The sequence below is a fragment of the Limimaricola litoreus genome (genome assembly GCF_024159025.1).
Classification (GTDB): domain Bacteria; phylum Pseudomonadota; class Alphaproteobacteria; order Rhodobacterales; family Rhodobacteraceae; genus Limimaricola; species Limimaricola litoreus.
In genome coordinates this window covers 1-13,090 of sequence record NZ_JAMYXC010000125.1, presented here as the reverse complement: position 1 = coordinate 13,090, position 13,090 = coordinate 1, and the positions used below count along the sequence as shown (strand labels likewise).

General features: G+C 69.2%; 13 protein-coding genes and 1 pseudogene. 8 read left to right on the top strand and 6 right to left on the bottom strand.

Features of this window, described 5'->3' with window-relative positions:
• The 3 genes and pseudogenes from NHG85_RS08300 to NHG85_RS08290 form a co-directional block, all read left to right on the top strand.
• A partial coding sequence (locus NHG85_RS08300) for an NAD(P)(+) transhydrogenase (Re/Si-specific) subunit beta (protein WP_253331452.1) occupies positions 1-105 on the top strand: 105 nt, incomplete at its 5' end.
• A 28-nt stretch (positions 106-133) separates the two neighbouring features.
• A pseudogene (locus NHG85_RS08295) lies at positions 134-508 on the top strand (DMT family transporter); the annotation flags it as partial.
• Positions 509-605: 97 nt separating this feature from the next.
• Positions 606-1,076: a DMT family transporter gene (locus NHG85_RS08290; protein ID WP_253331451.1), complete on the top strand. Its 471-nt coding sequence runs from the start codon at positions 606-608 to the stop codon at positions 1,074-1,076.
• Between the two features lie 51 nt (positions 1,077-1,127).
• On the opposite strand, the gene NHG85_RS08285 is transcribed toward NHG85_RS08290, so the two are convergent.
• A complete protein-coding gene (locus tag NHG85_RS08285) occupies positions 1,128-1,676 on the bottom strand; it encodes a pseudouridine synthase (RefSeq protein WP_253331449.1) in 549 nt (182 codons plus the stop codon).
• A gap of 286 nt (positions 1,677-1,962) precedes the next feature.
• On the opposite strand from NHG85_RS08285, the gene NHG85_RS08280 reads away from it, so the two are divergent.
• Positions 1,963-3,132, top strand: a complete 1,170-nt coding sequence (locus NHG85_RS08280) for a type III PLP-dependent enzyme (protein ID WP_253331447.1) — start codon at positions 1,963-1,965, stop codon at positions 3,130-3,132.
• Positions 3,133-3,185: 53 nt separating this feature from the next.
• On the opposite strand, the gene NHG85_RS08275 is transcribed toward NHG85_RS08280, so the two are convergent.
• A complete protein-coding gene (locus NHG85_RS08275; RefSeq protein ID WP_253331446.1) occupies positions 3,186-4,190 on the bottom strand; it encodes an LLM class flavin-dependent oxidoreductase in 1,005 nt (334 codons plus the stop codon).
• 186 nt (positions 4,191-4,376) lie between these two features.
• On the opposite strand from NHG85_RS08275, the gene NHG85_RS08270 reads away from it, so the two are divergent.
• The 4 genes from NHG85_RS08270 (at position 4,377) to NHG85_RS08255 (ending at position 8,910) form a co-directional block, all read left to right on the top strand.
• Positions 4,377-5,648, top strand: a complete 1,272-nt coding sequence (locus NHG85_RS08270) for a DUF3422 family protein (protein WP_253331445.1) — start codon at positions 4,377-4,379, stop codon at positions 5,646-5,648.
• A 73-nt stretch (positions 5,649-5,721) separates the two neighbouring features.
• Complete coding sequence (locus NHG85_RS08265) at positions 5,722-6,525, top strand: glycosyl transferase (RefSeq protein ID WP_253331444.1); 804 nt, start codon at positions 5,722-5,724, stop codon at positions 6,523-6,525.
• 89 nt (positions 6,526-6,614) lie between these two features.
• The gene (locus tag NHG85_RS08260; protein ID WP_253331443.1) at positions 6,615-7,778 is read left to right on the top strand and encodes a M20 aminoacylase family protein; all 1,164 of its coding nucleotides are present in this window, start codon (positions 6,615-6,617) and stop codon (positions 7,776-7,778) included.
• Positions 7,779-7,782: 4 nt separating this feature from the next.
• Entirely contained in the window at positions 7,783-8,910 is a 1,128-nt protein-coding gene (locus NHG85_RS08255; RefSeq protein ID WP_253331442.1) for a hypothetical protein, read from the top strand.
• Here NHG85_RS08255 and NHG85_RS08250 read toward each other — a convergent pair.
• The 4 genes from NHG85_RS08250 to moaA are packed head-to-tail and all read right to left on the bottom strand — an operon-like array spanning position 8,907 to position 12,818.
• Positions 8,907-9,524: a glycosyltransferase family 29 protein gene (locus NHG85_RS08250; protein ID WP_253331440.1), complete on the bottom strand. Its 618-nt coding sequence runs from the start codon at positions 9,522-9,524 to the stop codon at positions 8,907-8,909. The genes NHG85_RS08255 and NHG85_RS08250 overlap by 4 nt on opposite strands.
• Positions 9,521-10,510, bottom strand: a complete 990-nt coding sequence (locus tag NHG85_RS08245) for a polysaccharide pyruvyl transferase family protein (protein ID WP_253331438.1) — start codon at positions 10,508-10,510, stop codon at positions 9,521-9,523. The genes NHG85_RS08250 and NHG85_RS08245 overlap by 4 nt, the downstream gene beginning before the upstream one ends.
• Positions 10,507-11,793, bottom strand: a complete 1,287-nt coding sequence (locus tag NHG85_RS08240) for a 3-deoxy-D-manno-octulosonic acid transferase (RefSeq protein WP_253331436.1) — start codon at positions 11,791-11,793, stop codon at positions 10,507-10,509. The genes NHG85_RS08245 and NHG85_RS08240 overlap by 4 nt, the downstream gene beginning before the upstream one ends.
• Positions 11,790-12,818, bottom strand: coding sequence for a GTP 3',8-cyclase MoaA (gene moaA, locus NHG85_RS08235; RefSeq protein ID WP_253331434.1), 1,029 nt, complete (start codon positions 12,816-12,818; stop codon positions 11,790-11,792). Before moaA ends, NHG85_RS08240 begins: the two co-directional genes overlap by 4 nt.
• Positions 12,819-13,090 lie beyond the last annotated feature (272 nt).

Sequence of the window (13,090 nt, the reverse complement as noted above, 5' to 3'; positions counted from 1 at the left end):
GGCTACTCCGGCATCGAGAACCCGCTCTTCTTCAAGGACAACACACGCATGTTCTACGGCGATGCGAAAAAGTCGCTCGACGAGCTGCTGACCAAGATCGCCTGATCGGACCACATCACAGGAAGGCCCCGCCATGTGCGGGGCCTTTCGCATTGTGAGGGGTGGCTCTATGGGCAAGGATCGCGCCATGGCGGAACACTCTCCCTTGAACGGCATCGGCCTGCGGCTACTGGCCGCCTTTCTCATCACCGCGATGTCGGCGATGGTGGCGGTGGCCACGCGCGAGGTGGGGCTGGGGCAGATCGTGTTCTGGCGCTCGGGCGTTGCCCTGATCCCGATCTGCGCCTACATGGCGCTCTGCCGTGAGTTTCCCTCCGCCATCGCCACGCGCCGCCCCGGCCTGCATCTGACGCGCAGCCTGTTCGGGGCCGTGTCGATGGCGCTGTCCTTCGTCTCGCTGGCCTATCTGCCGGTCGCCAATGCGCAGGCGCTGGGCTATCTCGCGCCAGTGCTGACGCTGCCGCTGGCGGCGTTGCTTTTGGGCGAGCGGATCGGCGGGCTGGTCTGGGGGGGGCGCCGCGCTGGGGTTCGCGGGCGTCCTGGCGATGCTGGAATCGGCGCTGGAGGCGCCGGGGCAGGGCGCGCTGATCGGCGTGGCGGCGGGCTTTGGCTATGCGGTGACGATGGCCTTCGTGCGGGTGCACATCAAATCGATGACGCAGAGCGAACGGCCCTCGACCATCGCCTTCTGGTTCGCCGCCGTCTCGGCGCTGGCGGGGCTCGCGACGTGGCCCTTCGGCTGGGCGATGCCCTCGGGCGAGATGACGCTTTGGCTGATCGGCGCGGGGCTGACGGGCGGGCTGGCGCATGTCGCGGCGACCGAGGCGGTGGCGCGGGCCCCGGTCGGGGTTCTGGCGCCGTTCGATTTCACCGGGCTGGTCTGGGCGCTGCTGTTCGACGCGGCGCTGTTCGGGGCGATGCCCGACGGGCTCGGCCTTCTGGGGGTGGCGGCGATCACCGGGGCCGCGCTGACGGTGACATTTGCCACTTGGCAGCCGGGCCGCGTGGCGCGCTGATCCCTTTCATCTTTCTCCAAATACGCACATCCGACGCTGCCTCCCCTCGGCTCAGGCGTCGATCTCGCGCCAGTCCCCCGGTGCCAGCCTGTCGAGCGCCCAGTTGCCGATGCGCCAGCGCACCAGCCGCAGCGTGGGCAGGCCGACGGCGGCGGTCATGCGGCGGACCTGTCGGTTGCGCCCCTCGCGGATCGCGATCTCGATCCAGGCATCGGGCACGGATTTGCGAAACCGCACCGGCGGGTCGCGCTCCCACAACTCGGGCGGATCGATCAGCCGGGCGCGGGCGGGCTTCGTCTGCCCGTCCTTGAGCGTCAGCCCCCGGCGCAGCGGCTCCAGATCGGCCTCGGTGGGCGCACCTTCGACCTGCGCGAGATAGGTCTTCTCCATCTTGTGCCTTGGGTCGGCAATCCGCGCCTGCAGACGCCCGTCATCGGTGAGCAGCATCAGCCCTTCGCTGTCGCGATCGAGCCGGCCTGCGGGATAGACGCCGGGCCGGTCGATGAAGTCCGACAGGGTGGCGCGGGGCGAGGGGCTGCGCGCGTCGGTGAACTGCGACAGCACGTTCATCGGCTTGTTGAACAGGACGAGACGCGGCATGGGGCCCTCCGGGACTGCGGTGAACCCCTATAGGACAAGGGGGATCAGGGTGCAAAACCGGTTCGTGAAAAAATCTCGTCATGTCCGGGATTTCCCCTTGATCCGACTCGGTGTTTGCCCCAAATGCCCCCTCAAGACGCCAACGCACGCGCCTCTGGCCACGCCTGGACGCAAGTCTCCCTCGGGGGGCCTACGCACAGACCAGCACGCGTTTATGCAGCGACGGTAACGTCTCCCTTGGAACCGCCGGCCCCTCCGGGCCCCCGTCTGTCTATCGGAGATGCACATGACTGCATATTACGCGGGCGCCAGCGCCCCCTCTTTCGCCGTCGACTCCCGCCTGGAGGCCTATGCCGCTGCCGCCGAGTTCGATCACCCGACGCTGGTTATTGACATCGACCGCGTGGAGACCCAGTTCGAGGCGCTGCGCGCTGGTCTGGGCCGGGCGGACATCCATTACGCGGTCAAGGCCAACCCGCATCCCGCGATCATCGAGCGGCTCGTGGCGCTCGGCTCGCATTTCGACGCCGCCTCGCGCGCCGAGATCGAGCTGTGCCTGTCCCAGGGCGCGCGGCCCGAGCATGTCTCCTTCGGCAACACCATCAAGCGCGCCTCCGACATCGCCTTCGCGCATCACGCGGGCATCCGCATGTTCGCGGTCGATGCCGAGGAAGAGTTGGAGAAGATCGCCGAGCACGCGCCGGGCGCGCAGGTCTATGTCCGGCTGATCGTCGAGACCTCGACCGCCGACTGGCCGCTCACCCGCAAGTTCGGCTGCGACCGCGACACCGCGCTGAAGCTTCTCGACCGCGCCATCGAGCTGGGGCTGGAGCCGCTGGGCTTCTCGTTCCACGTGGGCTCGCAGACGCGCCACGCCGAGATGTGGGCGCCGGTGCTCGACGAGCTGTCGACCATCTGGACGGCGGCGCGCGAGGCGGGCCATGATCTGGAGCTTTTGAACATCGGCGGCGGTTTCCCGGCCTTCTACGGCGAGGAGATCCAGGCGCCGACGGATTACGCCGCCGCCGTCATGGCGCTGGTCGAGGACCGCTTTCCGGGCGCGCGCCGCATCATGGCCGAGCCGGGCCGCGGCATGGTCGCCGAGGCGGGGGTGATCGCCTGCGAGGTGATGCTCACCTCGCGCAAGTCCGAGCGCGACATGCACCGCTGGGTCTATCTCTCGATCGGCCGTTTTTCGGGCCTCGCGGAGACCGAGGGCGAGGCGATCCGCTACCAGTTCGTCACCCCGCATGACGGCGAGACGACCGGGCCTTGCATCCTTGCCGGTCCGTCCTGCGACAGTGCCGACGTGCTCTACGAAAAGCGGCCCGTGAACCTGCCCTTGAACCTCAAGTCGGGCGACCGGGTGCTCATCCGCAACACCGGGGCCTATACCTCGACCTATTCCTCGGTCTGCTTCAACGGCTTCCCGCCGCTGGACGTGGTGGTGATCTGAACAAAAACGGGCGGCTCGCGCCGCCCGCATCGCGATATCGCGCCCGTCATGGCTCAGGCCATGGCGGGCGTTTTCATCTCCGACAGCACTTCGGCGCCGATCTCGAAGCTGCGCTTGCGCGCCTGTGGGTCGAACATCATGCCGGTGAGCATCAGCTCGTCGGGCCGGTAGCGGTCGATGAGGTCGCGCAGCTGGCGGCGCACCGTGTCCGGGCCTCCGGTGGCCGAGACCGACAGCGCGGCTTCGGCGCCCGCGATGGCGCTGGCGGGCACGTGGTCGGCCAGGTTCTCGACCGGGCGCGACAGACGCCCTGGCGTGCCGGTGCGCAGCCGCGCGAAGGACAGGATCTGCGAGGAGCGGTGATACTGCGCCTCCTCGTCCGTGTCGGCGGCGTGCAGCCCTGCGGCCATCATGAAATAGGGTGCCTCAAACCGCTCGGAGGGGCGGAAGCCATCGCGGTAGGCCTGGATCGCGGGCTCCAGCATCTGCGGTGCGAAATGGCTGGCAAAGGCGTAGGGCAGGCCGAGATAGGCGGCGAGCTGCGCGCCGAAGGTCGAGGAGCCCAGGATCCAGACCGGCAGGTGCGAGCCCATGCCGGGCACCGCGCGCACCGGGCCCTTGCCCTCGTCATCGTCGAGATAGGAGATCAGCTCCACCACGTCCTGCGGGAAGGCATCGGCGGATTGGTTGTAGCGGCGCAGCGCCTGCGCGGTGGCCCCGTCGGTGCCCGGCGCACGCCCGAGACCGAGATCGATCCTGCCGGGGTGCAGCGCATCGAGCGTGCCGAACTGCTCGGCCACGACGAGCGGCGCGTGGTTGGGCAGCATGATGCCGCCCGCGCCGACGCGGATGGTCGATGTCGCCTGCGCGACGTGGCCGATCGCCACGGCGGTGGCGGCGGAGGCGATACCGGGCATGTTGTGATGCTCGGCCAGCCAATAGCGGTGATAGCCCAGGGCTTCGGCGTGGCGGGCGAGATCGGCGGCATGGGCCAGCGCCTGCGCCGGGGTTTCGTCTTCGGTGACGGGGGCAAGGTCGAGTAGGGAAAACTTCTGCATGTCGGCTCCTGGCGTTCGATTCCCGATATGGGGCCGGGGCGGCGCGAGCGAAACCTCAAGAGCCGCACAGCCCGGACGCGGTATGCGAACGCATGCGCCAACATGCTGAGCGTGCGTGGTTTTCGGCGGTTTACAGCAATGCGCGCGCCGGTCATCCTCACGCCACGTCAGCCGTCCGGAGCCGCCATGACCCTCACCGATCACCCCCTTCGCCAGGAGTTGGCCAACGAGCTGCACGCGCGTCCCTTTCCGAGCCTCGGCGCGCCGGGGCAGGCGGCGTTCCTGGCCATCGGCCCGGCGGAAGGCAGCCCGCGCGACCTGGAGGCCGAGCGCGCGCATCTTTTGGCGCTGCTCGACTGGTTCGGCGCGGCGCATCCGCAGCCCGGCGCCACGCATTGGTCGGGGCAGATCGGGCGGCACCGGCTGAAATGGGAAAGCCATACCGAGTTCGCCACCTACATGATCCTGAGCGACGGCGCCTCCGAGCCGCCGTTCCGCGAGGGGCTCGCGGGGTTTCCGACCGACTGGCTCGACGCGGCACCGGGCCGCCGGCTCACCTCGGCGCTCATTCGGGTGGAGCTGGCGGCGGGCGAGGATGAGATCGCGCGGCGGGCGGAGGCATGGTTCGTGGCCGAGAGCATGGCCGTGAGCCGGGTGCTCGACGATCAGCTGATCGTCGCGGGGGATTTTCGCATCGATGCGGCGGGGCACATGCGCTTTGCCGTCTTTGCCCGGCCCGGTACGGGCGAGCGGCGCATCGGCCGGGTGGTGCAGCGGCTGTGCGAGATCGAGACCTACAAGACCATGGCGATGCTGGGGCTGGCGCAGGCGCGCGCCATGGGGCCGCGCATCGGCGCGCTGGAGGACCGCCTGTCCGATCTCGTGGCGGAGATGGCGGCCGGGCCGGGCGATCCGGCGGCAACGCTGGCGGTGCTGCTCGAGGTCTCGGCCGAGCTCGAAAAGCTGCGCGCGCAATCGGGCTTCCGCTCGGGCGCCACGCGCGCCTACGAGACGCTGGTCAACCAGCGCATCGGCGTGCTGCGCGAGACGCGCTTCGGCGGGCGGCAGAGCTTTGCCGAGTTCATGATGCGCCGCTTCGATCCGGCGATGCGCACGGTCGAATCGACCGATCGCCGCCTCGCCGCCATGTCCGAGCGCGCGGCGCGCGCAGGCGATCTTCTGCGCACGCGGGTCGATGTCGAGCGCTCCGCCCAGAACCAGGAGTTGCTCGCCTCGATGGACCGCCGCGCCGATGCGCAGCTTCGGCTGCAGCACACGGTCGAGGGGCTCAGCGTCGTGGCGATCAGCTATTACGCCGTGAGCCTCGCGGCCTACCTGCTCGGTCCTGCGGCTTATCCCATGGGGATCGACAAGACGGCGCTGACGGCGGCGCTGGTGCTGCCGGTGGTGGCGCTGGTCTGGCTGATGCTGCGGCGCATCCGCAAGCGGCTGCACTGACATCGTCTCGCCCACCGGCTGGTCGCGTCACGCATGGCGCGTTAGGGAGGGGCCGCAACCGAGGAGGCGCGCAATGGTCAAGCAGGTGATCTGCATCAACTGGGGCACGAAATACGGCGCGCCCTTCATCAACCGGCTTTATGGCATGGTGGCGCGCAACATCACGCCACCTTTCAGCTTCACCTGCTTCACCGACAACCGCGACGGCATCCGCGCAGAGGTCGATTGCCGGGATCTGCCGCCGCTCGATGTCGAGATGCCGAAGAAGTCCAAGGGCATCTGGCCCAAAGCCCGGCTCTGGGGCCCCAAACTTGGAGATCTCAGCGGGCCGGTCCTGTTCATGGATCTCGATCTCGTGGTCACCGGGTCGCTCGACGAGTTCTTCACCCATGGCGACCACGACGATGTGATCCTGTCGCGCAACCCCAACACGCCGCTGGAAAAGCTCGGCCAGACCTCTGTCTTCCGTTTTCCGGTGGGCAAGCTCGTGCCGTTGCAGGAGCGGTTTCGCGCCGATCCGCAGGGCATCGCCGATGAATACCGCTTCGAGCAACGCTTCGTGACGCGCAACGCGCCCGGCGGGGCCAAGCTCTTTCCCAGGCCCTGGGTCCGGCATTTCCGGATGCATTGCCGCAGGCCCTTTCCGCTCAACTACCTCGCCGCGCCCAAGCTGCCGTCGGATGCCCGCGTCGTGATCTTTCCCGGCGGGTTGCACCCGACCCACGCGATCGAGGGGCACTACCCGCCCTATGCGCCCGACGGTGCAAGCGATCACCTGCGCGGGCTCTTCTCGGACACACGGCAGGACCGCCCGCTGCGCTACCTGCGCCATTACATCAAGCCGACCCCTTGGGTGGCCGAGCACTGGCGCCCCTGACTGCGCGGCAGCCGCGCCCCGGCTTGCACCCCGTCGCGGTTGGGCGCAGTCTCGCCCCGCATCCGATAATTCGCTCCGAAGGACCTGTCATGCCGATCAAGAACCGCTTCGCCGAGCTTCTCCCCGAGATCACCGAGTGGCGGCGCGACCTGCACGAGAACCCCGAGATCCTCTACGAGACGCACCGCACCTCCGCGCTGGTGGCCGAAAAGCTGCGCGCCTTCGGCTGCGACGAGGTGGTCGAGGGGCTGGGCCGGACCGGCGTGGTCGGGGTGATCCGCGGCAAAGAGACCGCGTCGGGCAAGGTCATCGGCCTGCGTGCCGACATGGATGCGCTGCCGATCCACGAGCAGACCGGCAAGCCCTATACCTCCAAGACGAGTGGCGCCATGCATGCCTGCGGCCATGACGGCCACACCGCGATGCTGCTGGGGGCGGCGAAGTACCTCTCCGAGACGCGCAACTTCGACGGCACGGTGGTGGTGATCTTCCAGCCCGCCGAAGAGGGCGGCGGCGGCGGGCGCGAGATGTGCGAGGACGGGCTGATGGAGCGCTTCGGCATCCAGGAGGTGTACGGCATGCACAACTGGCCCGGCATCCCGCTGGGGCAGTTCGCGATCCGGCCGGGCGCCTTCTTCGCCTCGACCGACCAGTTCGAGATCACCATCGAGGGCCGCGGCGGCCATGCCGCCAAGCCGCATGAGACGGTGGATTCGACGCTCGTGGCCAGCCATGTCGTGCTGGCGCTGCAGAGCATCGCCAGCCGCAACGCCGACCCGACCGAGCAGATCGTCGTCTCCGTCACCTCCTTCGAGACCTCGTCCAAGGCGTTCAACGTAATCGCCCAGAGGGTCCACATGAAGGGCACGGTGCGCACCATGTCGCCCGAGTTGCGCGCGCTGGGCCAAGAGCGGCTGACCGCCATCGCCGAGACCACGGCGCGGGCTTACGGCGCGGAGGCGAAGGTCAACTACATCAAGGGCTACCCCGTGATGATCAACCACGGTGCCGAGACCGAGTTCGCGGCCCAAGTGGCGCGCGAGATCTCGGGCGATTGCGCCGAGGCGCCGCTGATAATGGGCGGCGAGGATTTCGCTTACATGCTCGAAGAGCGGCCCGGGGCCTACATCCTCGTCGGCAATGGCGACACGGCCTCGGTGCATCACCCGGAATACGATTTCTCCGACGAGGCGATCCCGACGGGGTGCTCGTGGTGGGCGGGCATCGTCGAACGGCGGATGCCGGCGGCCTGAGCGGATGGAACCGATCAAGGTCAAAATCACGCGCGCGCCGCGGGTGCTGAAGGTCCGCTCTTCGGCAGCGGAATTCACTTTCGAAACCGATGCCGACATTGGCGCAGGCGGCAACAGTGCCGCGATCATCTCGCTGCCGGTGGCGATGCGGGCCGGGCGCGACATGCATGTCGCGGCCCCCGTCTGCCCGGTGTTGCGGGCCGGGCTCGAGCGGCTATCGGTCATTTGGTCCGCGTGGAAACCGGAGCTGTTCCAGCCGATCCGCATAAGCAGCGATGGCGATGCCGAGCCGACAATGGGCCGAGGTCTGCTCATGGCCTATTCGGGCGGCGTCGATTCGACCCATGCCTTGTCTCGGCTCCATCGCGAAGAGGGGCTCAGCCCTGATCTGATGACAGTGCTCGGCATGGATTATCGGCGCGGCGACACTGAAAAGTTCGACCGGCTGATGAAGCGCACGCAACCGCTGCGCGAAGCCCGGGCGGGGGAGCACCTCGTGGTGCGCTCCGATGCTGCCTCCGTGTTGCGCCGGGTGGGGGTGGAATCGTTTCTCGGCTTCGGGTTTCAGATATTTGCCTGCTTCCATCTCTTTGCAGATCGCTATGAAGGTGGTGCGCTCTCGGCCGATCACGCCGATTGGCAGGAGCTGCTGATCGGGCCCTACGGCGCGACCGGGGCGACCAACCGGCTCTTCGGCAGCGCGGGATTCGGCATCCGCACGCTCGACCCCTCGATGACGCGCGGCGAAAAGGTGGCGGCCATCGCGGATGACGATCTCGCGCTCTCGGCGCTCAGCTTTTGCAAGGATTATGCGGTCAGGCCCGAGAATTGCGGCGTCTGCTCGAAATGCATGCGCACCAAGGCGATGTTCTTTGCCGCCACCGGGGCCGTGCCACCCATCTTCCTCGATTCCGTCCTCGACACCGAGCGGATGCAGGCACTCGACCTGTCACGTCGCAACGAGCAGGTCTTTGCCATGGATCTCGTGCGGATCGCGCGCGCCAATGGCCGCGAGGCGGATTTCGCCAAGCTCGCCGAGGCGATCCGAGCGCCTTCCGCGGCGCCTTCGGCCAAGCAGCGGCTCTACAAGTACCGGATGCTGCTGCGCTCGCGGCTCTTGGGCCGCCGCTAACGGCGCAGCGAGAAGCGGCGGTCGCGTCCAAGGAGGCGTTCGACCCAGTCGTGCTCCGCGTCGAAATCATGCGGCACCTGCGCGGCATCGCGCCGTCCCGACAGGGACTTGGAAGCGAAGAAGTCGAAGCCGAAGAGATCGGCCCGCGCCATCTTCGAGCGCGCCAGCAGGTCGATCAGCATCAGCCCGGTGGTCGCGGGCGCGCCCAATTCGGCGCGCAGCCGGACGTTGGCATGGGCAGGGTTGAGGTGGAAGCCCTCCCTTCGGGCGATACGCCAGGGCAGGCGCCGGCGCTTGCTTGGCATCCAAAGCAGCACTTCCGGTGCGCGCGCCACGATCGCCGGCTCGGGCACCGGAACCGACATGGCGAGCCAGTCGGTCCGCGTCCCGTGCGAGGCGGGGCCCGGCATCGGCGCGGCGTTGAGCCGGATCACCAGCCCGGCGGCATTGATGGCCGCGCCGAGCTGGGTCTCGCCCAGCGAACGGGCGTTGCCCACCAGCGCGACATGACGGTCTGCCAGCCGGTCGAGGATCTCCGTCTCTGTCAGGCCGAGCCGAACGAGCCGGGCGGTATCGTTCCTCCGCTTCGCGATCTCGAAACCAATCCGGTTCACTGCCCCCTCCGTGCCAGCGCCGCGATATCGGCGTAGAGCGTTTCGGCGCGCGCCTGCGCCATCTCGCGGAATTCTCGGATCGCCTGCAATTCCCCCTCGCTGAAAGGCGCTTCGCTTGGCGGCTTTGCCAGCGCCTCGGGCGGCAGCAGCCGGGCCGGACCGAGACCGGCATCCGCCAGCAGGCGTTCTATCTTCGAGGCGTTGGAGCCCAGGGCGAGAAAGGGCGTCTCGGTCAGCATCGACAGGCAGACCGCGTGAAACCGCCCCGTCAGGTGCAGCCGCGCGCGGGCGATGCGGTCGAGATAGGCGGCCTCTGTCGCAGGCATCTCCAGCGCGGGCAGACCCAGCCCGCCATACCACACTGCCGCCAGCGCCGCGCGGGCGGGGGCAAAGCGCCACAGCCCGCCCTTCAGCGTCTTGGTCGGCACGAGCCTGACCTCATCGAGCCGAGTGCCGGCGCGGCCCAGCACCCGGCGCGGGCCGGGTTTCACGCTGTCGCCCACGATCACGCCGTTGCGGGGCAGGGGCGCGATACCCGCCGGGGCCGAGAGCGAGAGGTCGGGCAGCCAACGCGGAGCCGTACCCGAAGCCTCGGCCATGGCGCGCGCGCTCTCGCGGTCGCGCGCGGCGATGAGGTCGAAGCGCGACAGCGGCGCGGCCCAGCTTTCGGGATTGTCCTGCCAGAGCGCATTGACGAGCGCGAGCGGCGTGGTGCCGCGCGCCGGATGATCCGCCACCTCCAAGAGCCGCGCCCCCGCCGGGCGACCGTGATGCAGCGTCCCTTCGCCATTGACGACGATGACCTGAGCCGCGTGCATGGCATCGAGAAACCCCTCGTCGGCGGCCCAGTCGTGCCGGGCCGGGCTGCGGGCGGTCACGGTCAGCCCGTGCCGCTCCAACCCCTCGACCAGAAGCCGCATCACCCGGGCACAGCCGTGGTGGTAGCGGGTGGAGGTGTCGTTCAGGATCACGGCGCGCAATGTCATGGCGCCGCCTTAGAGGAAGTGTGCCCGGGCGCAAGCCGTGTGGCCATCAGCCCACGCAGCGCGGCCAGCGTGGCGGGCCTTGCCTGCCCGCGGTCCGCCATGACCTTTCGCGCCGCCGCGCGCATCGTGCCGAGCTCCGGCGTGCCGATCAGCGTGGCGACGGCCTGACCCAGCGCTGCCCCATCGGCCACCTCGCGCGCGGCACCGGCCCCATCGAGCGCGGCATAGGCCCCGGCCGCGTTGTCCACCCGTGGCCCGTGCAGCAGGGCCGCGCCCAGCGCCGCCGCCTCCCAGGGGTTGTGCCCGCCCTGCGGGCCGAAGGCACCGCCGAGAAAGACCAGCGGCGCGAGGCGGAAGATCGCCCCCGTTTCGCCCATACGATCGACGAGCCAGACCTCGGCATCGCCGGGCCGCTCGCCCCGCGTCACGCCAAGCCCGGCTTCGCGCAGCGCGCGTTCCACCATCGGAGCGCGGTCGGGATGGCGCGGGGCGAGGATCAGCCGCAGCCCCGGATGCGCCGCGCGCGCGGCGAGATGCGCCGCGATCACCTCGGGCTCGTCCTCGGCATGGGTCGAGACGGCGGCCCAGAGGGGCGCGCCCGCGAAATCCGCTTCGAGCAGGGGCAGCCGCGCGGGATCGGCGGGCAGGGGGCTGGCCGCGGATTTGAGGTCGCCGGGCGCCAGCACCCGCGCAGGATCGAGCCCGAGCGACAGGATGTCCTCGCGCACCGCCTCCGACTGCGCGGTGACGAGATCGAAGCATGACAGGAGCGCGGCGCTCAGCCGGGGTGCGCGGGCGCGCGATTTCGAGGGGCGGGCGTTGAGCAGCGCCAGCGGCACCTTGCGCGCGGCGGTCTCGGCCAGAAGCCGGGGCCAGAGATCGCCTTCGACGAAGCAGGCGAGGTCGGGCTGCCAGTGATCGAGGAAGGCCCGCGTCGCGCGGGCGGTGTCGAGCGGCTGGTACTGATGCAGCGCGCCCTCGATCCGCCGGACGCGGCTCCCGCCCGTGGTGGTGGTGGTGGTCACGAGAACAGCCGCGCCCTCGGCCATCAGATCGCGCGCGAGATCGGCGACCGAGGCGACCTCGCCCACCGAGGCGGCGTTGATCCAGACGAGCGGCCCTTCCGGGCGGTCGAGCGTGGCGCGGCCCAGCCGTTCGCGCAGCCGGGCGGGGGCGGAGGTCTGGCCCCGGTGCACCCGGCGCGCCAGCGTGATCTCGGCCAGACGCGGCAGCGCCCGCGACCCGCCGAGCCAGAGCCGCAGCGGCCAGGGGGCCGGGCTCATCCCCCGGTATGGCTCATGTGGCGGCTGACCCGGCCCGAGACCTCCTGCCGGTCATAATCGAAATCATGCCCCTTGGGCTTGATCGCGATGGCGGCACGGATGGCGCGCTCCAGCCCGGCGTCGCTTTCGCTTTCGCGCAAGGGGCCGCGCAGGTCGGAATGGCCCTCCTGCCCGAGGCAGGTGTAGATCTCACCGGTGCAGGTGACGCGCACGCGGTTGCAGCTTTCGCAGAAGTTATGGCTCATCGGGGTGATGAAGCCGATGCGCTGGCGCGTCTCGCCGAGCATGACGTAGCGCGCCGGCCCGCCGGTGCGGTCGGGCAGGTCGTGCAGGCTGTAGCGCTCCCCGAGGCTGTGGCGCAGATCCATCAGGTTCCAGTACTGGCCGATCCGGTCTTCGTTGCCGATATCGCCCATCGGCATGACCTCGATGAAGGTCAGATCCATGTCGCGCGCGGCGCAGAACTCGGTCAGGGTGAACAGCTCATCCTCGTTGAAACCCTTGAGCGCCACGGTGTTGATCTTGACCTTCAGCCCGGCGGCGCGGGCGGCATCGATACCGTCCAGCACCTGCGGCAGGCGGCCCCAGCGGGTGACGCGGGCGAATTTCTCCTCGTCGAGCGTGTCGAGCGAGACGTTCACACGGCGCACGCCCGCGGCGTGGAGCTCCTCGGCGTATTTGCCGAGCTGGCTGCCATTGGTGGTCAGCGTCAACTCCTTGAGCGCGCCGCTGTCCAGGTGCCGCGTCATGCCGCGGAAGAACTCCATGATGTTGCGCCGCACCAGCGGCTCGCCGCCGGTGATGCGCAGCTTTTCGACGCCAAGCCGAATGAAGGAGGAGCACAGCCGGTCGAGCTCCTCGAGCGTCAGCAGCTCTTTCTTGGGCAGGAACTGCATCTTTTCGGACATGCAGTAGACGCAGCGAAAATCGCAGCGGTCGGTGACCGAAACCCGCAGGTAACGGATCGCCCTTGCGAAGGGATCGATTAAGGGTGCTGCGGGGGGCGGAACGGGTGCGATTGTCATGGTCGCAAGGTAGGGGCGGGCTGGTATGTTGGCAAGCGAACTGCCCGTGATCCGGGCACCGGGGCTCCCTGTGTCTGGCAGACGGTTCGCCGCCCTTGCCCCACGAGGTCGCACCGCTATGCTCCGGCGCATGACACGCCTCATTCTCCCCTCCGCCCTCACCGCGCTCGTGCTCCTTTCCGCTTGTGCCGAAGTGCAGCAGGCCAGCGTCCCCGTCGAAACGCCGGCCCCGAGCGCCGCGCCCGCCGCGCCGCAACCGGCCGTGCAGGCCG